Genomic DNA, 19,636 nt, shown 5'->3' on the forward strand with positions numbered 1-19,636 from the left:
CGGGGGCGTGCCGGGGCGGGGGAGTGACTTGTTCGGACAGGAATGAAAAAGCCCCTGAAATCTCGCGATTTCAGGGGCTTTTCGGAAGGCTTGGTGCCCAGGGACGGAATCGAACCGCCGACACGGGGATTTTCAATCCCCTGCTCTACCAACTGAGCTACCTGGGCAACGTGGCGCGCATTAAAAGGGTTTTCGGAAAGGGTGTCAAGCGTGCCGCGAAAAATTTTTCAAATAATACCGGAGCTTACGCGCTGGGCGGGACGTAACCCTCGGCCTGCGCGTATTCCTCGCCGGAAAGGAACTTGTCCATCTCGGTGCTGAGGAACTTGCGATCTTCGGCGTTCATCATGTTCAGGCGACGCTCGTTGATCAGCATGGTCTGGTGCTTCTGCCATTCTTCCCAGGCTTTCTTCGAAACGTGCTCGTAGATGTCCTGGCCCTTGGCGCCGGGATAGGGTGCGCGATCGAGGCCGGGCAGCTCTTCTTTGTATTTGCGGCACATCACCAGTCGGGTCATGACATTTCTCCTGCGTTCAACACGTCGGCGGCTCGTTTGAGCAGCTTCTTCACCGGGGCGGCAAGGCCGAGCCGCGGCGGGGTGGCGAGGTTATACCAGAGCCAGTCGGCCTCGGCCACGGCGGGGGCTGCGTCCTCGACGCGCACCAGCCAGGGCTCGATAGCCAGCTGGAAGTGGCTGAAGGTGTGGGTCACGCCGGGCAGTTCGCGGCGCTCGCCCAGGCGCAGGGCATGGCGCTGGGCCAGTGGGTCGAGGGCGGCCAGGTCTTCCAGTTCAGGGAAGCTCCACAGCCCGCCCCAGAGGCCGGTCGACGGACGGCGATAAAGCAGGATGTCGCCTTCGCGGTTGGCCAGGATCGGCATCAGCGTGCGCTTCTGCGGCAGCGCCTTGCGCGGCTTGGACACCGGGAAATCGGTCTCGCGGCCGAGGAAGTGCGCGCGGCAGCCTTCGCGCAGCGGGCAGAGCAGGCAGCTCGGCTTGCTGCGGGTGCAGAGCGTGGCGCCCAGGTCCATCATCGCCTGGGTGTAGTGGTTGGCCCGCTCGTGCGGTGTGAAGCGCTCGGCGGCCTCCCACAGCTGCTTGGCCACCTTGGGCTCGCCCGGATAGCCGTCGCAGGCGAGGTAGCGCGCCAGCACGCGCTTGACGTTGCCATCGAGGATCGGCGCCCTCAGGCCCATGGAGATGCTGGCGATGGCGCCGGCAGTGGAGCGGCCGATGCCGGGCAGCTCGGCGAGTTGCTCGACGTCACGGGGGAATTCGCCACCGTGCTGCTCCATCACGGTCTTCGCAGTCTTGTGCAGGTTTCGGGCGCGGGTGTAGTAGCCCAGGCCTGTCCACAGGTGCAGCACTTCGTCTTCCGGCGCGTTCGCGAGGTCGGCCACGGTGGGCAGTGCCGTCATGAAGCGGTCGTAGTAGCCCATCACGGTGCTGACCTGGGTCTGCTGCAGCATGATTTCCGAGACCCACACCCGGTAGGGCGTGATGTTCTGCTGCCAGGGCAGGTCGTGGCGGCCGTGCGTGTCGAACCAGTCGAGCACGGCCGAATGGAAGCTTTGCGGGGTCACTTCTTGAACAGCCCTTTGAGTGCGTCTTTGAGTTCGGGACTGACCTTGTCGCCGAGCTTCTCTTCGAGTTTCTGGTTCAGCCGGTCCCCGGCCAAACGTGCGGCGATCCTGCCGATGCCGTCCTTGTCCAGGCGGCAGGCCTTGGCGCCCAGCTCCAGCGGGCCGCGGCAGCGCAGCGGCCATTCGATGCCGACATAGCGCTTGTTCACCTCGCAGGCCGGATCGGGCATGTCGCTCTTGTCGCCTTCGATGGTCACGCCGACGCGGTAGTCCATGCCCAGTACTCGCAGGTCGAGGTCGCCGTCAGCCTTGACGGTCAGGCCGGGAATGCTGGCCTTGAGGTCCGGGTTGCTGGCCACGCCGTTGCGGAAGGTGAGGTTGCCCTGCAGTTCGCGGAACGGCGTGTCCTTGCCGCCGTGCTCAGCGGTCAGCGACTTGCGGTTGAGCGTGGCGATGCCCTGGCACAGTTGTTGTTCCAGGTTGGCGTTGAGCAGCACGCCCTGGGTCATGACGAAGCGCGCGGTGCCGTTGAGGTTGTCGATCCAGGCCTTTTGACTGTTGCCCTGGGTGGTGATGTCGGCATCCAGGTCGAGCAGGCCCTTCACCGGCGGCTTCTGGCCCTGGGATTCGAGCAGGCGCTCCACCGGTATGTCGGCGATGTGCTTCTTGGCCTTCAGGGTCGGTACGTCCTGGCGTACGTCGAGGCTGGCGGTGGCGTTGAACTTGCCGTCGTAGAGCTCACCGCGCATGTCGTCGAGGTTGAGCAGGCCGCCCTGGCCGCGCAGCTTGAGCACGGCGTTGTCGATGGGCAGCTTGTCCAGGGTCAGCTGGCCGAGGGTCAGGCTGGCGTCCAGGTCCAGTGCACGCAGGCGGGCGATAGGCAGCAGCGGCGCGTCGCTCCAGGCTTGCTGGGTCGGCTGGTTGGGCAGCGGGGTGTCGCCTTTGATAGCGCTCTGCTCGGTGCTGGCAACTTCGGCCTTGCGTGCGCTGTTGGTGGCTTCCTGGGCCTTCTTGACCTTGGCCGGCAGGTAGCGGTCGAGGTTCAGCATGTCGCCGGACAACTGGGCACGGATGGCCTGCTTGCCGAAGTCGGCGATGCCGAGGTTGCCGCTGAAGCTGCTGTCGTCCAGCTTCAGCTTGAGGTCGTTCAAGGTCAGGCTGTTGCGGGTGCCGCTGACGCGGGTGGCCAGTTCGAGCTTGGTGAGGGTGGTGGTATCGGCCATTTCCGGCAGGGTCTGGCCGATGCTTTCGAGGAACTCGCGCAGATTGAACGGCGCCAGCGACAGGCCGCCATCGAACTTGGGCTCCTTGTCCAGCTCGCGGGCCTTGAGCTCACCGAGGGCGCGCAGCTGGTTGACGGTGACCTTCAGGCCATTCCACTCGGCAACCTGGGCTGCCTGGTCGAGTACCAGTTGGCCCTGGGCACTGTAGTTGGCGGTCTTGCCCTGGAACTGGTCGCCGGAAACTTCGCCGGAGAGCTTGGCGTCTTCGAGCTGGTAGCGCTTGAGGGCGCGGTCGAAGCGCAGGTTGCCGGTCAGTTCGGTGCGGGCGCGGATCACCGGCTGGTTGGTGCCCAGGTAGGCGCTGAGCTTGAGCGGGATGTTGCTGCCTTCGCGGATGGCGCCGGTGGTCAGCTCGATACCCTCGACGCTGTAGGTCTTGCCGCTCTGGGCGTCGGCGTAGTCGATACGGGCGTTCTTCACGTTCAGGCTGTCGATGTCCAGCTTCATCGCCTGGTGGGATTGCTGGGCGTCAGCCTTGGCCTGCTCGGTTGGCGCGGGCGCCGGTTGTGCGGCAGGCGGCGTGCCGGCAGCGGGCTGGGCGGGCTTGCCGATGCTTTCCCAATTGCCGACGCCGGCCTTGTCCCTGTTCAGGGAAAGGGTCAGGCCCTCGACGCGGATATCGCTCATCTGCACTTCCTTGCGCAGCAGCGGCAGCACGCGCACGGACATGGCCAGCAACTGGGCGTCGGCGAACGGCTTGTCCGGGGTCTGCAGGCTCGCCACGCTGGTGTCATGCAGCTCCAGGCCCAGCCAGGGGAACAGGCTCCAGCCAATGTCGCCCTTGAGGTTCAGCTCCAGGTTGGCCTTGTCCCGGGCGAGCTGGCGGATCTCGTCCTTGTAGTCGTTCGGGTCGAAGAAGTGGGTCAGCACGAAGCCGGCGGCGACGATGAGCAGCAGCAGGACCAGGGCAATGATGCCGATGATTTTGCCGAACGCTTTCATGGACGGGTCCTTGTTCAGGCGGCGAATGGGATGGCGAGGAAGTATACCAATGACGCGCCGGCACCCCAGCCCGCAGGGCAGGGCGCCGTTAATGCGGAGTTGGAACGGGGACGCGGCGCTCGGTTCCCGTCATGAACGCGATCAGGTCGTTTCCAGTGTCAGGCCAAGATGCTCGGCGAAAACAGCCGCTTCGTGTTTGCCGTCAGGTGCTGTCAGCCGCAGCGCGGCCCCTTGCAGCACAGCCAGGCGCTGGGCCTCTTCGAGCAGGCGGCGGGCCACGCCGCGTCCGCGGGTGACCTGGCGCACGCACAGGCGGGAAAGCCGCCAGGCATCTCCATCACGCTCGATCCAGGCGGCGCCCAGCAGGCGATCATTGAAGCGCCCGGTGAACAGCCGGCCCTCGGCAAGTCCGCGCTCGATCAGTTCACCGGCCTCGGCGAAGGGCGCCAGCAGCCAGTCGGGCGCGTCGGCGTAGATCTTCAGCAGGTCCTGGCGGTCCTGGTCGCTGGGCTGGGTCAGGTGCTGGACGACGACGGGCATGCTCGATCCTCGTATTCGGGCCGCGCAGTGTAGGACCATCGGCCAGCGCCGACCACCGCCCGTAGCCGCGCAGCGCCCGGCGCGCCTATAATGCCGGCCCTTCTTATAATTACGTGCAGTGTTAGCTGTGGAGCTGGTGATGGCCGAACGCAAGGCATCCGTCGCGCGCGACACCCTGGAAACCCAGATCAAGGTTTCCATCGACCTGGATGGAACGGGCAAGGCCCGCTTCGATACCGGGGTTCCCTTCCTCGAGCACATGATGGACCAGATCGCCCGCCACGGCCTGATCGACCTGGACATCGAGTGCAAGGGCGACCTGCATATCGACGACCACCATACCGTCGAAGACATCGGCATCACCCTCGGCCAGGCCTTCGCCAAAGCCATCGGCGACAAGAAAGGCATCCGCCGCTACGGCCATGCCTACGTGCCGCTGGACGAGGCGCTGTCGCGCGTGGTCATCGACTTCTCCGGCCGCCCCGGCCTGCAGATGCACGTGCCGTTCACCCGTGCCAGCGTCGGTGGCTTCGACGTGGACCTGTTCATGGAGTTCTTCCAGGGCTTCGTCAACCACGCCAACGTCACCCTGCACATCGACAACCTGCGCGGGCACAACACCCACCACCAGATCGAAACCGTGTTCAAGGCTTTCGGCCGCGCGCTGCGCATGGCCATCGAGCTGGACGAGCGCATGGCCGGCCAGATGCCGTCCACCAAAGGGTGCCTGTAATGCAGACCGTCGCCGTCATCGACTACGGCATGGGCAACCTGCACTCAGTGTCCAAGGCGCTGGAGCGCGTGGGCGCCGGGCGCGTACTGGTGACCAGCGATGCCAATGTGATCCGCGAGGCGGACCGCGTGGTGTTCCCCGGCGTCGGCGCGATCCGTGACTGCATGGCCGAAATCAAGCGCCTGGGCTTCGACAGCCTGGTGCGTGAAGTCAGCCAGGACCGCCCGTTCCTCGGCATCTGCGTCGGCATGCAGGCGCTGATGGAGCGTAGTGAAGAGAACGACGGCGTCGACTGCATCGGCCTGTTCCCCGGCCAGGTACGCTTCTTCGGCAAGGACCTGCACGAGGACGGCGAGCACCTGAAGGTGCCGCACATGGGCTGGAATGAAGTGGCGCAGGGCGTGGATCACCCGCTGTGGCACGACATCCCGGACCGCGCACGCTTCTACTTCGTACACAGCTACTACATCCAGCCAGGCAATCCGCGCCAGGTGGTCGGCCGCGGCCATTACGGTGTCGACTTTGCCGCTGCGTTGGCCGATGGCTCGCGCTTCGCCGTGCAGTTCCACCCGGAGAAGAGCCATACCCACGGCCTGCAGTTGCTGCAGAACTTCGCCGCCTGGGATGGCCGCTGGTAAGCCATGGCACGCCAGAAGGACAAGCCCGCGATCCTCGAGCTCGATGGCGCCCAGCGCCAGAGTGCGGCGCGGGCCATCCAGCGTTTTCTCGAAGAACGCTTCGAGCTGGACGTCGGTTCCTTCGAGGCCGAGGAGGCGCTGGATTTCTTCATGCGCGAGTTCGGCCCGCTGTTCTACAACAAGGCGGTCTTCGACGTGCAATCTCACCTGAAAGACCGGTTCGAGAGCATCGAAAGCGACTTGTGGGCGCTCGAGAAGAGCTGACCCGACCCCATTCATCTTTGGATTCGAGCAGGTTCAACCCATGCTGATCATCCCCGCAATCGATCTGAAAGACGGCGCCTGCGTGCGCCTGCGCCAGGGCCTGATGGAAGACGCCACGGTCTTCTCCGACGACCCGGTATCCATGGCCGCCAAGTGGGTGGAGGGCGGTTGCCGCCGTCTGCACCTGGTGGACCTGAACGGCGCCTTCGAAGGCAAGCCGGTCAACGGTGAAGTGGTCACCGCCATCGCCAAGCGCTACCCGAACCTGCCGATCCAGATCGGCGGTGGCATCCGCTCGCTGGAAACCATCGAGCACTACGTCCGTGCCGGCGTCAGCTACGTGATCATCGGCACCAAAGCAGTCAAGCAGCCGGAGTTCGTTGCCGAAGCGTGCAAGGCATTCCCGGGCAAGGTCATCGTCGGCCTGGACGCGAAAGACGGCTTCGTCGCCACCGATGGCTGGGCGGAAGTGAGCTCGGTACAGGTCATCGACCTGGCCAAGCGTTTCGAGGCCGATGGCGTCTCGGCGATCGTCTACACCGACATCGCGAAGGACGGCATGATGCAGGGCTGCAACGTCGAAGCCACCGCCGCGCTGGCCAACGCCACGCGCATCCCGGTGATCGCTTCGGGCGGCATCCACAATCTGGGCGACATCCAGAAACTGCTGGACGCCCGCACGCCGGGCATCGTCGGCGCCATCACTGGCCGCGCGATCTATGAAGGCACGCTGGACGTCGCCGAAGCCCAGGCACTGTGCGACGCCTTCAAGGGCTGATTCGAACGTAGGGTGGGTTAGCCGTGCAGCGGCGTAACCCACCGATGAGGGCATCGGGTGGTGAGACAGCATGGGTATCGCTGTGCTCCACCCATCCTACGAGAGCATTGCTATGGCACTGGCTAAACGCATCATTCCCTGCCTCGACGTGGACAACGGCCGCGTGGTGAAGGGCGTCAAGTTCGAGAACATCCGCGACGCCGGCGACCCGGTGGAAATCGCCCGTCGCTACGACGAGCAGGGCGCGGACGAGATCACCTTCCTCGACATCACCGCCAGCGTCGATGGTCGCGACACTACCTTGCATACCGTCGAGCGCATGGCCAGCCAGGTGTTCATCCCGCTGACCGTGGGCGGCGGCGTCAGGACAGTGCAGGACATCCGCAACCTGCTCAATGCCGGTGCGGACAAGGTCTCGATCAACACCGCCGCGGTGTTTACTCCGGAGTTCGTCGGCGAAGCCGCCGCGCGCTTCGGCTCGCAGTGCATCGTGGTTGCCATCGACGCCAAGAAAGTGTCGGCCCCCGGCGAAACCCCGCGCTGGGAAATCTTCACCCACGGCGGCCGCAAGCCCACCGGGCTGGATGCAGTGGAGTGGGCGAAGAAGATGGAAGGCCTGGGCGCCGGTGAAATCCTGCTGACCAGCATGGACCAGGACGGCGTGAAGAGCGGCTACGACCTGGGCGTGACCCGCGCCATCAGTGAGGCTGTGGGCGTTCCGGTGATCGCTTCCGGCGGCGTCGGCAACCTGGAGCACCTGGCCGCCGGCATCATCGAAGGCAAGGCCGACGCGGTGCTCGCGGCGAGCATCTTCCACTTCGGCGAGTACAGCGTGCCGGAGGCCAAGGCCTACCTGGCCAGCCGCGGTATCGTCGTGCGCTGATCCCTTCCGGGCCGGGGTTCTCCCGGCCCGATGGCTCTATCGCGAGCCTTTCTCTCCCGCGTCCGGTGGCCGCATCCCCTTCCTGCGCACGAAGCTTGCTAGCCGAAGGCTTCAGTCAAGGTAATGGCGTATCTATGTCCCATTGCCATATTCATAGGGTTTATTGACGTCAATTCTCCGAGTAAGCTCTGCGCCTTCTCAGAATTGTCATACGCAGGAAATATCTCGATGCTGAAGCGCATTCTGCTCGCATGGCTAGGCTGCGGCCTGCTTCTGGCTGGCGCGGCAAGGGCCGAAACGGATTCTTCGGATTACAGCGTGGTGCTGCTCACCGAGAACTTCCCCCCTTACAACATGGCCATCAACGGCAAGAACTTCGCCCAGGAAGACAGCATCGACGGCATCGCCGTGGATATCGTCAAGGAGATGTTCAAGCGCGCCGGCGTGCAGTACAGCCTGACCCTGCGCTTCCCCTGGGACCGCATCTACAAGCTGGCGCTGGAGAAGCCCGGCTACGGCGTGTTCGTCACCGCGCGGCTGCCCGAGCGCGAAAGCCAGTTCAAGTGGGTCGGTCCGATCGGCCCGGACGACTGGGTGCTGCTGGCCAAGGCCGACAGCCCGATCAGCCTGAACAATCTGGACGAAGCGAAGAAATACCGCGTCGGTGCCTACAAGGGTGACGCCATGGCGCAATACCTGGGCGAGCACGGTTTCGAGCCGGTGCTGGCGCTGCGTGACCAGGAGAACGCCGCCAAGCTGCGCGATGGCCAGATCGACCTGTGGGCCAGCGGTGACCCGGCGGGCCGTTACTTGGCCAAGCAGGTGGGCGTCACCGGCCTGAAGACCGTACTGCGCTTCAACAGCGACCAGCTGTTCCTCGCGCTGAACCGCGAGACCCCGGATGCCGTGGTGCAGAAGCTGCAGGCGGCGCTGGACAAGATGCGCGCCGAAGGTTTCGTCGACGACGTACTCAACAGTTACCTGTAACACTCGAAGGCCGGCTACTCGCCGGCCTTCGTGTTTGGCGCCGACATCCCTCGGCGCCGGTTTTGCCACGGAAGGCAGACGAGCGAAGTATTCCGTCCCCTCTGCAGGGATGCCGCAAGCCCAATAACGATAACCAAGCGAGCGGTATGACCATGCTGAAAGTCCTGATCAAGGCCCTGACCCTGGGTCTGTTGCTGGGGGCCGCCACGGCCCGCGCCGAGTTGCCCGCCGATTACAAGATGGTGCTGCTCACCGAGAACTTCCCGCCGTTCAACATGGCGGTGGACGACAAGAACTTCGCCCGTGACGACGGGATCGACGGCATCAGCGCCGACATCGTCCGCGAGATGTTCAAGCGCGCCGGCATCCAGTACAGCCTGAGCCTGCGTTTCCCCTGGGATCGCCTGTACAAGCTGGCCCTCGACAAGCCCGACTATGGGCTGTTCTCCACCACCTACACGCCCGAGCGCGTGCCGCTGTTCAAGTGGGTCGGGCCGATCGCCAAGACCCACTGGGTGCTGCTCGCCCCGCCGGGCAGTTCGATCAAGGTGAAGGACCTCAAGGACGCCGCCAAGTACAAGCTGGGCGCCTACAAGAACGACGCCGTCAGCCAGAACCTGGAGAGCCAGGGCATCCCGGTGCTCAACGCGCTGCGCGACCAGGAAAACGTCAAGAAGCTGACCACCGGCGAAATCGACCTCTGGGCCACCACCGATCCGGTGGGCCGTTACCTGGCCAAGCAGGAGGGCGTGTCCGGCCTGCAGACCGTGCTGCGTTTCAATGAGGCGCAGTTGTACCTGGCGATCAACAAGGACACGCCGGACGAGGTGGTGACCAAGTTGCAGAAGGCGCTGGACGAGATGCGCGCCGATGGCTTCATCGAGCAGGCGACCAATAACTACCTGTAAGGTCGGCTTATCGTTGTAGGAGCGAGCTTGCTCGCGAACCCAGCTTCCGCGGATTTCGGTGCCGGGCGCTGTTCGCGAGCAAGCTCGCTCCTACAGAAAGCCGATCCTGGCTACCTCTATCGGTAAATCCCATTCCGCCCATGCCCCGCCATGGCGCGGTTGCCGCGCTCGGCGATCATCAACGGCGGTTTCACCAGTTCGAAGCCCTGGGCCTTCAGCGTCGGCAAAACACGCTTGAGCACCGCCAGGGTCGCCGGCTTCGGGTGGCCGATCATCACCACCGTGCCCTGCTTGCGCGCCAGTTGCAGGCCGCGCTGCATCTGCTCCATCACCGCGGCTTCGCTCGGGTCGTCATCGAGGAATACGTCCCGCGAGAGGCTGGCGAGGCCGATCTTCTGCGCCTCGGCGGCGGCCACGGTGGCGGCGCTGGTGCGGCTGTCCAGCAGGAACAGGTGCCGGCGCTGCAATTCCCCGGCAAGCCAGGCCATGGCCGGGCGGTCGGCGGTCATGCGGCTGCCTTCATGGTTGTTCAGGCCTTGTGCATAGGGGACTTTTGCCAGGGCCGAGTCGAGGCGCCGGGCGCGCTCGTCCTGCGTCAGCTCCGGGCTCCAGGCATAGTCACCGCCGGCCGGGTCCATCGGCATGTGCAGCATCACGGTCCGCCCGCGCTGATGCGCTTCGCGGGCCAGCTCGGCGGCGTGGGGCGTGTCGGGAATGACTGCCAGAGCGACGGCGGGGGAGAGGTCGATTACCTGGCGATCGCGCGCCAGGTTCTGGCCGATGTCGTCGATGATGATGCTGACCAGCGGCTTGCTGCCGTCCGGCCGGGGCGCGGCGGCCACCGGCAGGCACAGCAGCGCACCCAGGCACAGGCCGAACAGCAGCCGGGCCGGGCGCATCGGTCAGTTGTTGCCGCGGCTGACGCTGAGTCCTTTCAGCAGGCTGAGGGCTTGGCTGAGCTGGTAGTCGCCATCCTGCGGGCGATCTTCCGGCGCCTTGCCGGAGGCGGTCGGGCGATCCTGGCCGCCATTACCGTTGGCCAGGTGACCCTGCAGGTCGGCTTCCTTGAATCCGTCGAACTCGCTCTTCTCGCGGGTCACCTTGGCGCGTTCCACCTCGATGTCCGGGGTGATGCCCTGGGCCTGGATGGAGCGGCCATTGGGGGTGTAGTACAGCGCGGTGGTGAGCTTCAGGGCGCGGTCGTTGTTCAGCGGCAGCACGGTCTGCACCGAGCCCTTGCCGAAGCTGTCGGTGCCCATGAGGATGCCGCGCTTCTGGTCCTGCAGGGCGCCGGCGACGATTTCTGCCGCCGAGGCGCTGCCGCCGTTGATCAGTACTACCAGCGGCACGCCGTCGCTCGGGTCGGCCGGATCGGCGGAGAAGCGCAGCTCGGAGTTGGGGATGCGGCCCTTGGTGTAGACGATCAGCCCCTTGGTGAGGAAGGCGTCCGCCACTTCCACCGCCGACTGCAGTACACCGCCAGGGTTGTTGCGCAGGTCGAGGATTACGCCCTTGAGCTTGCCCTTGTTGTCATTGCGCAGCTTGGACAGCGCCTTGACGGTCTCCTCGCCGGTGTTGACTTGGAACTGGGTGATGCGCAGGTAGCCATAGCCCGGTTCGAGCATCTGGCTCTTCACGCTCTTCACCTTGATGATGGCGCGCTTGAGGGTGACGTCGAACGGCTTGCCGCCGCCACGCACGATGGTCAGGGTGATGGGCGAGCCGGCCTTGCCGCGCATGCTGTCCACCGCCTCGTTCATCGACTGGCCCTTGGTCGGCTTGCCGTCGATCTTGACGATCAGGTCGCCCGGCTGGATGCCGGCGTTGGCGGCGGGGGTGTCGTCGATCGGCGAGATCACCTTGACGAAGCCATCCTCGCTGCCGACCTCGATGCCCAGGCCGCCGAATTCGCCGCTGGTGCTTTCCTGCAGCTCGGCGAACTCTTCCGGGCCGAGGTACGCCGAGTGCGGGTCGAGGTTGCTGAGCATGCCCTTGATGGCATTCTCCAGCAGCGTCTTGTCGTCCACCGGTTCCACATAGGCCGCCTTCACCCGGTCCAGGACCTCGGCAAAGGTGCGCAGCTCATCGAGCGGCAGCGGAGCCTCCTTGCCGTTGGCCGCAGGAGATGCGGCCGGCGCGTCGGCGGCCTGGACCGCACCGACGCCGAGCAGCAAGGCCAGGGCCAGGGTAGTAAGACGGAAAGCTTGCGACATGTTTGGCTCCTAATGCGTGATCGCCGCTTATCCTTGCGTGCGACACCAGGTCGAAGGGTCCGCCGGGCGGCCCTGATGGCGAATGGCAAAATACACCGCCGGGGTACTCTGACCCCCGCTGGCTCCCACGGTTGCAATGGGATCGCCTGCTTTGACGGTATCGCCGGCGTCCTTCAGAAGACTTTGATTATGCCCATAAAGGCTCAGGTAGCCACCACCGTGGTCGAGAATCACCAGTAGGCCGGAGCCACGGAGCCAGTCGGCGAATACCACGCGACCGCCATGCACGGCACGCACGGTACTGCCGGCAGAGGCGCCGATCAGCACGCCGTCCCAGGTGGCACGGGGGTCGTCGCCACGCGGGCTGCCGAAGCGCGCCAGCACGCGGCCATCCACCGGCCAGGGCAGCCTGCCCTTGGTGGCGGCGAAGGCACCGCCGAAGCCGGCGCCGCTGGAAACCAGCGGGCCGCTGTAGTCGGGGCGTTTGGAGGGTATGTCCGGCTTCTCGCCGCGCGCCGCCAGTTCCTGCTCGCGCTTGACCCGCTCACGCTCGGCGGCCAGGGCGCGCTGGCGCGCTTCCTCGGCTTCGCGGGCCTGGCGGGCGAGGGTTTCCTCGATGGTCTTCAAGACCTTGTTGAGGTCCTCCTGGCTCTGCTCGCGGTCCTTGAGCTTGCTGCCGCCGTCCTTGAGGTCGCTGTTGAGCTTGGCGAGGGTCTCCTGGCGCGCCTTGCGGGCGTCGGCGAGTTCCTGGCGGCGAGCTTCCAGAGCGGTTTGCTGGGCGACCTGCTCGTCCTTCTGCGAAGTGATTTCCTGCTCGACGTTGCTCAGCTGACGCAGGGTCTCGTTGAAGGCCGAGAGCTGCTCCAGGCGCGCCTTGTTGATGTAGTCGTAGTAGGTGAGGGTGCGGCTGAACTTCTCGGGGTGTTCCTGGTTCAGCAGCAGCTTCAGGTATTCCTGGCGGCCGCTCTGGTAGGCGGCGCGGGCCTGGATGGCGATCAGGCGCTGCTGCTCAAGGCGCGCGCCCTGGAGTTTTTTTTTCTCTGAATCGAGGCGCTGCAGCTCCTCCTCGTTCTTCTTCATCTCGTCCTGGATCTGCTTGATCTGCTTTTCCAGGTCACCCATCTGGGTCTCGGTGGATTTGAGCTGCTTCTGCACGCCGGACTTTTCGGCCTGGATGTTCTGCAGATTCTTCTTCAGCTCGTTGATGTCTTTCTGCGTCTGCTCCAGCTGACGCTGGGCGTCGGCGCGTTCGTCGGCAACGGCCGGGAGCGGGCTCAGGAGGCAGATCAGCAGCAGCGGGAGGAGGGCGCGAGGCATTGGGCGGCGGGGACCTGAAGTCTGGACGGCCTAGTATGCCCGTGGCGGGCATTAAAAAAAACGCCCCAGGCCGCATGGCGTGGGGCGTTTGCTCTGACCGACGGGAGGCGGCTCACGTTCCCGTCAAATCGATACCCATTAAAGCAGGGTGATGATCGATTTCCCGGTCATCTCTTTTGGCTGCTCCAGACCCATCAGGTTCAGCAGGGTCGGGGCCACGTCGGCCAGTACGCCGCCCTCGCGGATGCTCAGCTTGCGCTTGCCGACATAGACGAAAGGCACCGGTTCGCAGGTGTGCGCGGTGTGCGCCTGACCGGTCATGGCGTCTTCCATCTGCTCGACGTTGCCGTGGTCGGCGGTGATCAGCGCTTCACCGCCGACCTTGTCCAGAGCCTCGACGATGCGACCGACGCAGGTATCCAGGCACTCGACGGCTTTCACCGCGGCCTCGAACACGCCGGTGTGGCCGACCATGTCGCCGTTGGCGTAGTTGACGATGATCACGTCGAAGCGCTGGTTCTCGATGGCGTCGACGATCTTGTCGGTAACTTCCGGCGCGCTCATTTCCGGCTGCAGGTCATAGGTGGCGACCTTGGGCGAGGGGATGAGGATGCGCTCTTCGCCTTCGAACGGCTCTTCGCGGCCGCCGGAGAAGAAGAAGGTCACATGGGCGTACTTCTCGGTTTCGGCGATGCGCAGCTGGGTCTTGCCGTTCTTCGCCAGGTATTCGCCCAGGACGTTGTCCAGGGATTCGGGCTTGAAAGCGCTGGGCGCCGGAATGCTCGCCGCGTACTGGGTCAGCATCACGTACTCGGCCAGGTGCAGTTCGCGCTGGCGCGGGAATTCCTTGAAGCCCGGCTCGACGAAGGCGCGCGACAGCTCGCGGGCACGGTCGGCGCGGAAGTTCATGAACACCACGGCGTCGCCATCTTCCACGAGCACCTGTGCGCCGATGCGGGTGGCCTTGACGAATTCGTCGCTCTCGCCGCGCTCGTAGGCGGCGTTCAGCGCGCTCACCGCGGAATCGGCGGTGAATTCGGCGGTGCCGTCGGTGATCAGGTTGTAGGCGGCTTCGACGCGGTCCCAGCGATTGTCGCGGTCCATGGCGAAGTAGCGGCCGATGATGCTGGCGGTGCGGCCCTTGCCGATGCGGGCGAAGGCGTCGTCGAGCAGCTTCAGCGACGGCTCGGCACTCCTGGGCGGCGTATCGCGGCCGTCGAGGAAGGCGTGCAGGTAGATTTTCTCGGCGCCACGCTGTGCGGCCAGCTCGGCCATGGCGATCAGGTGGTCCTGATGGCTGTGTACGCCGCCATCGGAAAGCAGGCCGAGGATGTGCACGGCCTTGCCGGCTTTCGCTGCCTTGTCCACGGCGCCAGTCAGCACGGGGTTCTGGAAGAAGTCGCCGTCGCGGATCGCCTTGGTGACGCGGGTGAAGTCCTGGTAGACGACGCGGCCGGCGCCCAGGTTCATGTGGCCGACCTCGGAGTTGCCCATCTGGCCGTCGGGCAGGCCGACGTCCATACCGGAGCCGGAGATCAGGCCGTTGGGCTGGCTGGCCAGCAGGCGGTCCCAGTTGGGCTTCTTCGCGGCATAGATGGCGTTGTATTCGGGGCTCTCGCTATGGCCGAAGCCGTCCAGAATGATCAGGACCAGCGGTTTGGGCGTTGCAGTCATAGTTACGGCTCTTTCCGAGAATAGGGGTCAGAAAAGGACACACATTTTACCTTTTGGTGCCGACAGACGCCATGATCCCTAGGGTTCAGCCGTCAGATACGCGCGTGTATACTGGCCGGCATTTTTACGTCTGGATGTCCTGCGCATGTCTTCGTTTCTTCCTCGTCTGATCGAATTCGCCACCCACCACTACCTGCTGGTCGGTGCCCTGGTCATCCTGCTGGTACTGCTGGCCCTGCACGAAATGCGCAAGGGCGGCCGTGCGCTGTCCACCCGCGAGCTGACTGCCATGGTCAACGCCGAGCAGGCCGTGGTGCTGGATATCCGTCCCACCAAGGAGTTCACTACCGGTCACATCGTCGGCGCGCTGAATATCCCGGCGGACAAGCTGAACGCCCGCATGAGCGAGCTGGACAAACACAAGGCCAAGACCATCATCGTGGTCGATGGCATGGGCCAGCACTCGGGCACCTGGTGCAGCGTGCTGCAGAAGGCCGGCTACACCGCGGCCAAGCTCTCCGGCGGCATCGGCAGCTGGCGTGGCGATAATCTGCCCCTGGTGAAGTGAGATGCCGTCGACCTTGATCTACACCAGCGCGTGGTGCCCTTATTGCATCCGCGCCAAGGCCCTGCTGGACAAGAAGGGTGTCGCCTACGAGGAAATCTCCGTGGACGGCAAGCCTGGCGTTCGCGCCGAGATGGCCAGCAAGGCGGGCCGCACTTCGGTGCCGCAGATCTGGATCGACGGAACCCACATCGGCGGCTGCGACGATCTTTACGCGCTGGAACGCGCGGGCAAGCTGGATACGCTGCTCTCGGCGTGATCCCTCATTCTGAAACGATGCACAAGAAGGTCCCGAAATGACTGAACAAGCCAGCAACGGCGCAGCCGAACAAGACAACAACCCGCAGTTCTCGCTGCAGCGCATCTACGTACGCGACCTCTCCTTCGAGGCCCCCAAGGCTCCGGAAATCTTCCGCCAGGAGTGGCAGCCGGCCATTTCGATGGACCTGAACACCCGTCAGAAGCAGCTGGACGGCGACTTCTACGAAGTGGTCCTGACCGTTTCGGTGACCGTTAAGAACAACGAGGAAACCGCTTTCATCGTTGAAGTGCAGCAGGCCGGCATCTTCCTGATCAAGGGCCTGGACGCTTCCAGCATGAGCCACACCCTGGGCGCCTTCTGCCCGAACATCCTCTTCCCGTACGCCCGTGAAACCCTGGACAGCCTGGTTGTCCGCGGTTCGTTCCCGGCACTGATGCTGTCCCCGGTGAACTTCGATGCGCTGTACGCGCAGGAAATCGCCCGTATGCAGGCTTCCGGCGAGATCCCGTCGGTTCAGTGATCGCAGCGGTTGGAAAAAAGGCGCCTTCGGGCGCCTTTTTCTTTGCCTGCAATCTGGGTTGATCAGATTTTGAACAGGTTCGTGCGAGCCAGGCGCCGCCTTGGCTACGGACGGTTATCCACAGACTGTTCCGTCGGTTGCTCAGCGATGCTGTGGGTAAGCGCTGCTGCTCTTCGTAGGACCGAGGGGGACGCCCAGTCCTTGCTCGCGAACAGTCTGGCCGTAGCTGAGGGAGTCCGGCGTTGGCGAGCAAGCTCGCTCCTACAGAACAGAAATGCCGGCCGAGCGTTCAAATTTGGTGCATCCGCACTAGCAGGGCGCAGGTGCGGCGGTACTCGACGCGCCGGGAAATGCCTGGGCAACGCTGCCTTCAGCACATTTCAGCTATCGGCGAAAATCGCTGAAAGCCTTATGCAGAAGGGCCTGTAGAGTTTTTCGTGGCGCTCTTCAGCTCACAGGCAAGACTCTGAGCCGATTTTGGCACGCCCTCTGCAATACCCCTGACAACAGCGATTTCAGGGGCCTCGGTACAGGCAGGCTGGGGAACCCCTCTTTTACATCTTGCGAGCGTGCAGTCCGAAGCGGCGGCCGTCGCAGCCGGTTCGGGGGTCCTGGTACAGGCAGGCCGGGAAAGCCCCCTTTTTATGCCCGCAGGCGTGCCACGGCGCCCTGCACACCCGTTAGGGGTCCTGGTACAGGCAGGCCGGGTAAACCCCTCTTTTATGCCCGCGATCCTCCCTGCGGAGGCTTCGCTTCCCGCTTCGGGGCCCCGGACCAGGCAGGCCGGGAACACCCCGCTTTTATTCGGGCCGCGCGCTGATGGTCAGGCGCCACCGGCCCCCGACCTCGGCGCTGTCCCAGGTACCTTGCAGGCGCCGGGTGGACAGCAGCGCCAGCAGAATCCCTTCCCCTTGCGGCTCCAGTCTCCAGCGCACCGGCGCATCGCCGATCCGCAATTGCCCCTGCTGTGCCGTGGCAACGGCTTCGATCCGCAGCGCGAGTGCGCCCTCCAGATGGCCGGCGCGAACGGCGGGCTGCGCGTCCAGGGTGAGTACCAGGCCATCGGCCGACGGCTCTACGGCGAGGACTCGGGTTGGCCCCTCGTGCGGCGGGTTGACCAGGCGGCCTATCATCAGGCCCAGCAGCAGGCCCAGCACGCACAGCGAAACCATCACTTTCAGCCAGGGCCTGGGCCGCATTTGCTCCTTTGCGGGAGTAGAATGCCCGCCGTTCTCAGGCTCGGAGCGCTGCATGTTCCACGTAATCCTTTTTCAACCGGAAATTCCCCCCAACACCGGCAACATTATCAGGCTGTGCGCCAACGCGGGCGCAAGCCTGCACCTGATCGAGCCGCTGGGCTTCGAGCTGGACGACAAGCGCTTGCGTCGCGCCGGATTGGATTACCACGAGTACGCCAGCGTGCGGCGCTACGCGAGTCTCGAGGAATGCCTGGAACAGCTCGGCCAGCCGCGCCTGTTCGCCTTCACCACCAAAGGCTCGCAGCCATTCCATGAAGTGGCTTACGAGCGTGGCGACGCTTTCCTCTTCGGCCCGGAAAGCCGCGGGCTGCCCGAGGAGGTGCGTGACGCGCTGCCGCCGGAGCAGCGTGTGCGCCTGCCGATGCGTCCGGGTTGCCGCAGCCTGAACCTTTCCAATACCGTCGCCGTGACCGTCTATGAAGCCTGGCGTCAGCACGGCTTCGCCATGGACTGAGCGTTTTTTGTACGGCCCGCGCAAACCCGCGTGGGCTGTGAAGCGCAGCGGCTTGCCCCAAGCTTATCCACAGGCAGGCGCACAGCCGATGTGGGCAACCCGCAAATTCCTGCACAGAAACCGAGCAAACCCCTAGACCGCGCATGCTCTGGGCTGTAGCACGTTCCTTCCCCGTTCCGTGCACAGTGTTATCCACAGGTTCTGGGGGTAAATGCTACCGGGATGTGACCCGGTTTCATGGGTGTTGATGGCAGCCATGGCCCGCACCTGCAGCCAATGACGTGCTCGCCCACTGCGTAGGAGCGGACTCCGTCCGCGATCGGTCAGCCCGGCACTGTGCCTTGGGGGTTGGCACGGCAGCGCAAGAAAAAGGGGCCTTGCGGCCCCTTTGTCGTGGAATGACTTCAGTCGTCGCCGTCCTCGTCCGGGCCGTCGATCTTCATGCCCAGTTCCTTGATCTTGCGGGTCAGGGTATTGCGACCCCAGCCCAGCAGCACGGCGGCGTCACGGCGGCGGCCGGCGGTGTGCTTGAGCGCGGTCTCGATCATGATCCGCTCGAAGGCCGGCACGGCGGTGTCCAGCAGGTTCGACTGCCCGCGTCCCAGCGCCTGGTCGGCCCAATGGCGCAGCGCCTGCTCCCAGTTGGCGGCCGGCACGCTGTCCTGCGGCTGGGTCATCAGCTCCGGCGGCAGGTCGTCGATATGCACCTCGCGGCCGGAAGCCATGACGGTGATCCAGCGGCAGGTGTTCTCCAGCTGGCGCACGTTGCCCGGCCAGCCAAGGTTCTTCAGGTATTCCTCGGTTTCCGGCTTGAGCAGCTTGGGCTCGACCGCCAGCTCCTGCGCCGCGCGGGAAAGGAAGTGCCGGGCCAGTGCCGGGATGTCCTCGCGACGGTCGGCCAGGCGGGGGATGTGCACCCGGATGACGTTCAGGCGGTGGAACAGGTCTTCGCGGAACTTGCCCTCGCGCACCAGGTTTTCCAGGTTCTGGTGAGTGGCGGCGATGATCCGCACGTCCACTTTCACCGGGGTGTGGCCACCCACCCGGTAGAACTCGCCGTCAGCCAGCACGCGCAACAGGCGGGTCTGGGTGTCGGCCGGCATGTCGCCGATCTCGTCGAGGAACAGCGAACCGCCATCGGCCTGCTCGAAGCGGCCGCGGCGCTGGTTGGCCGCGCCGGTGAAGGCGCCTTTCTCGTGGCCGAACAGCTCGGACTCCATCAGGTCCTTGGGGATCGCCGCCATGTTCAGCGCGATGAACGGCGAAGCCGCGCGCGGGCTGTGGCGGTGCAGGGCGTGGGCGACCAGTTCCTTGCCGGTACCCGATTCACCGTTGATCAGCACGGTGATGTTGGAGTGGGAGAGCCGGCCAATGGCACGGAAAACCTCCTGCATCGCCGGCGCCTCGCCGATGATTTCTGGGGTGCGCGTCTGGTTGGCCGGCGCTTCCAGGCCCTGCTGCTCCTGGGCGTGCTGGTTGGCGCGCTTGACCAGGGAGACGGCCTCGTCCACGTCGAAGGGCTTGGGCAGGTATTCGAAGGCGCCGCCCTGGTAGGAGGCCACGGCGCTGTCCAGGTCCGAGTGCGCGGTCATGATGATCACCGGCAGGCGCGGGTGCACCTCGCGGATCTGCGCCAGCAGGTCCAGTCCGCTGGAGCCGGGCATGCGGATGTCGGAGATGATCACGTCCGGTTGTTGCCGGCCCAGGCGGCTCATCACGCTGTCGGCGCTGTCGAAGCTGACGGTGGTCATGCCTTCCTGCTGCAGGGCTTTTTCCAGCACCCAGCGGATGGAGCGGTCGTCGTCGACGATCCAGACGGTCTCTGATCGGCTCAT

At 64.9% G+C, this 19,636-nt stretch carries 21 protein-coding genes and 1 tRNA gene; 11 read left to right on the plus strand and 11 right to left on the minus strand.

Annotated features, from left to right (window positions below; all coding sequences use genetic code 11):
• Window positions 1-91 precede the first annotated feature (91 nt).
• The 5 genes from G4G71_RS04990 to G4G71_RS05010 form a co-directional block, all read right to left on the minus strand.
• Window positions 92-167: transfer RNA gene (locus G4G71_RS04990), tRNA-Phe, on the minus strand.
• Between the two features lie 77 nt (window positions 168-244).
• Window positions 245-517, minus strand: a complete 273-nt coding sequence (locus tag G4G71_RS04995; RefSeq protein ID WP_037012291.1) for an oxidative damage protection protein — start codon at window positions 515-517, stop codon at window positions 245-247.
• Window positions 514-1,581: an A/G-specific adenine glycosylase gene (gene mutY, locus G4G71_RS05000; RefSeq protein ID WP_169935804.1), complete on the minus strand. Its 1,068-nt coding sequence runs from the start codon at window positions 1,579-1,581 to the stop codon at window positions 514-516. Before mutY ends, G4G71_RS04995 begins: the two co-directional genes overlap by 4 nt.
• Window positions 1,578-3,806 carry an AsmA family protein gene (locus G4G71_RS05005; RefSeq protein WP_169935806.1) on the minus strand — a complete coding sequence of 743 codons (2,229 nt, stop codon included), beginning with the start codon at window positions 3,804-3,806 and terminating at the stop codon, window positions 1,578-1,580. The genes mutY and G4G71_RS05005 overlap by 4 nt, the downstream gene beginning before the upstream one ends.
• A 141-nt stretch (window positions 3,807-3,947) precedes the next feature.
• The gene (locus G4G71_RS05010) at window positions 3,948-4,346 is read right to left on the minus strand and encodes an acetyl-CoA sensor PanZ family protein (protein ID WP_169935808.1); all 399 of its coding nucleotides are present in this window, start codon (window positions 4,344-4,346) and stop codon (window positions 3,948-3,950) included.
• Between the two features lie 139 nt (window positions 4,347-4,485).
• On the opposite strand from G4G71_RS05010, the gene hisB reads away from it, so the two are divergent.
• The 7 genes from hisB to G4G71_RS05045 all read left to right on the plus strand — a co-directional run bounded on the left by hisB (window position 4,486) and on the right by G4G71_RS05045 (window position 9,537).
• Window positions 4,486-5,079, plus strand: a complete 594-nt coding sequence (gene hisB / locus G4G71_RS05015; protein WP_015479330.1) for an imidazoleglycerol-phosphate dehydratase HisB — start codon at window positions 4,486-4,488, stop codon at window positions 5,077-5,079.
• Window positions 5,079-5,717 carry an imidazole glycerol phosphate synthase subunit HisH gene (gene hisH / locus G4G71_RS05020; protein ID WP_169935810.1) on the plus strand — a complete coding sequence of 213 codons (639 nt, stop codon included), beginning with the start codon at window positions 5,079-5,081 and terminating at the stop codon, window positions 5,715-5,717. The genes hisB and hisH overlap by 1 nt, the downstream gene beginning before the upstream one ends.
• 3 nt (window positions 5,718-5,720) lie before the next feature.
• A complete protein-coding gene (locus tag G4G71_RS05025; protein WP_169935812.1) occupies window positions 5,721-5,981 on the plus strand; it encodes a DUF2164 domain-containing protein in 261 nt (86 codons plus the stop codon).
• Window positions 5,982-6,021: 40 nt separating this feature from the next.
• Entirely contained in the window at window positions 6,022-6,759 is a 738-nt protein-coding gene (hisA, locus tag G4G71_RS05030) for a 1-(5-phosphoribosyl)-5-[(5-phosphoribosylamino)methylideneamino]imidazole-4-carboxamide isomerase (RefSeq protein WP_024762243.1), read from the plus strand.
• Window positions 6,760-6,871: 112 nt separating this feature from the next.
• Window positions 6,872-7,642 carry an imidazole glycerol phosphate synthase subunit HisF gene (gene hisF, locus G4G71_RS05035; RefSeq protein ID WP_024762245.1) on the plus strand — a complete coding sequence of 257 codons (771 nt, stop codon included), beginning with the start codon at window positions 6,872-6,874 and terminating at the stop codon, window positions 7,640-7,642.
• A 231-nt stretch (window positions 7,643-7,873) separates the two neighbouring features.
• Window positions 7,874-8,629 (plus strand): substrate-binding periplasmic protein, encoded by a 756-nt coding sequence (locus G4G71_RS05040; protein ID WP_169942519.1) that lies wholly within the window; start codon window positions 7,874-7,876, stop codon window positions 8,627-8,629.
• A 152-nt stretch (window positions 8,630-8,781) separates the two neighbouring features.
• The gene (locus G4G71_RS05045) at window positions 8,782-9,537 is read left to right on the plus strand and encodes a substrate-binding periplasmic protein (RefSeq protein ID WP_169942521.1); all 756 of its coding nucleotides are present in this window, start codon (window positions 8,782-8,784) and stop codon (window positions 9,535-9,537) included.
• 116 nt (window positions 9,538-9,653) lie between these two features.
• Here G4G71_RS05045 and G4G71_RS05050 read toward each other — a convergent pair whose 3' ends face one another.
• From G4G71_RS05050 to gpmI, 4 genes are all read right to left on the minus strand, one after another.
• Window positions 9,654-10,436, minus strand: coding sequence for a divergent polysaccharide deacetylase family protein (locus tag G4G71_RS05050; RefSeq protein ID WP_169935814.1), 783 nt, complete (start codon window positions 10,434-10,436; stop codon window positions 9,654-9,656).
• Window positions 10,437-10,439: 3 nt separating this feature from the next.
• Window positions 10,440-11,750, minus strand: coding sequence for a S41 family peptidase (locus G4G71_RS05055; protein WP_169935816.1), 1,311 nt, complete (start codon window positions 11,748-11,750; stop codon window positions 10,440-10,442).
• Between the two features lie 27 nt (window positions 11,751-11,777).
• Window positions 11,778-13,067 carry a murein hydrolase activator EnvC family protein gene (locus G4G71_RS05060; RefSeq protein WP_169935818.1) on the minus strand — a complete coding sequence of 430 codons (1,290 nt, stop codon included), beginning with the start codon at window positions 13,065-13,067 and terminating at the stop codon, window positions 11,778-11,780.
• 138 nt (window positions 13,068-13,205) lie between these two features.
• Window positions 13,206-14,741: a 2,3-bisphosphoglycerate-independent phosphoglycerate mutase gene (gpmI, locus tag G4G71_RS05065; protein ID WP_169935820.1), complete on the minus strand. Its 1,536-nt coding sequence runs from the start codon at window positions 14,739-14,741 to the stop codon at window positions 13,206-13,208.
• A gap of 145 nt (window positions 14,742-14,886) precedes the next feature.
• Here gpmI and G4G71_RS05070 point away from each other — a divergent pair, with 145 nt between their 5' ends.
• The 3 genes from G4G71_RS05070 to secB are packed head-to-tail and all read left to right on the plus strand — an operon-like array spanning window position 14,887 to window position 16,088.
• The gene (locus G4G71_RS05070; protein ID WP_024762248.1) at window positions 14,887-15,309 is read left to right on the plus strand and encodes a rhodanese-like domain-containing protein; all 423 of its coding nucleotides are present in this window, start codon (window positions 14,887-14,889) and stop codon (window positions 15,307-15,309) included.
• Between the two features lies 1 nt (window position 15,310).
• Window positions 15,311-15,565 carry a glutaredoxin 3 gene (gene grxC / locus G4G71_RS05075; RefSeq protein ID WP_024762249.1) on the plus strand — a complete coding sequence of 85 codons (255 nt, stop codon included), beginning with the start codon at window positions 15,311-15,313 and terminating at the stop codon, window positions 15,563-15,565.
• Window positions 15,566-15,602: 37 nt separating this feature from the next.
• Window positions 15,603-16,088, plus strand: coding sequence for a protein-export chaperone SecB (gene secB, locus G4G71_RS05080; RefSeq protein ID WP_169935822.1), 486 nt, complete (start codon window positions 15,603-15,605; stop codon window positions 16,086-16,088).
• Between the two features lie 800 nt (window positions 16,089-16,888).
• Here secB and G4G71_RS05085 read toward each other — a convergent pair.
• A complete protein-coding gene (locus tag G4G71_RS05085) occupies window positions 16,889-17,341 on the minus strand; it encodes a hypothetical protein (protein ID WP_169935824.1) in 453 nt (150 codons plus the stop codon).
• Here G4G71_RS05085 and trmL point away from each other — a divergent pair.
• On the plus strand, window positions 17,340-17,801 hold the full coding sequence (gene trmL / locus G4G71_RS05090) for a tRNA (uridine(34)/cytosine(34)/5-carboxymethylaminomethyluridine(34)-2'-O)-methyltransferase TrmL (protein WP_045215793.1): 462 nt from the start codon (window positions 17,340-17,342) through the stop codon (window positions 17,799-17,801). The two genes, G4G71_RS05085 and trmL, sit on opposite strands and share 2 nt — an antisense overlap.
• A 404-nt stretch (window positions 17,802-18,205) precedes the next feature.
• Here trmL and ntrC read toward each other — a convergent pair whose 3' ends face one another.
• Window positions 18,206-19,636, minus strand: a complete 1,431-nt coding sequence (gene ntrC, locus G4G71_RS05095) for a two-component system response regulator NtrC (protein ID WP_024766654.1) — start codon at window positions 19,634-19,636, stop codon at window positions 18,206-18,208.

It is taken from the genome of Pseudomonas multiresinivorans (assembly GCF_012971725.1).
Classification (GTDB): Bacteria; Pseudomonadota; Gammaproteobacteria; order Pseudomonadales; family Pseudomonadaceae; genus Pseudomonas; species Pseudomonas multiresinivorans.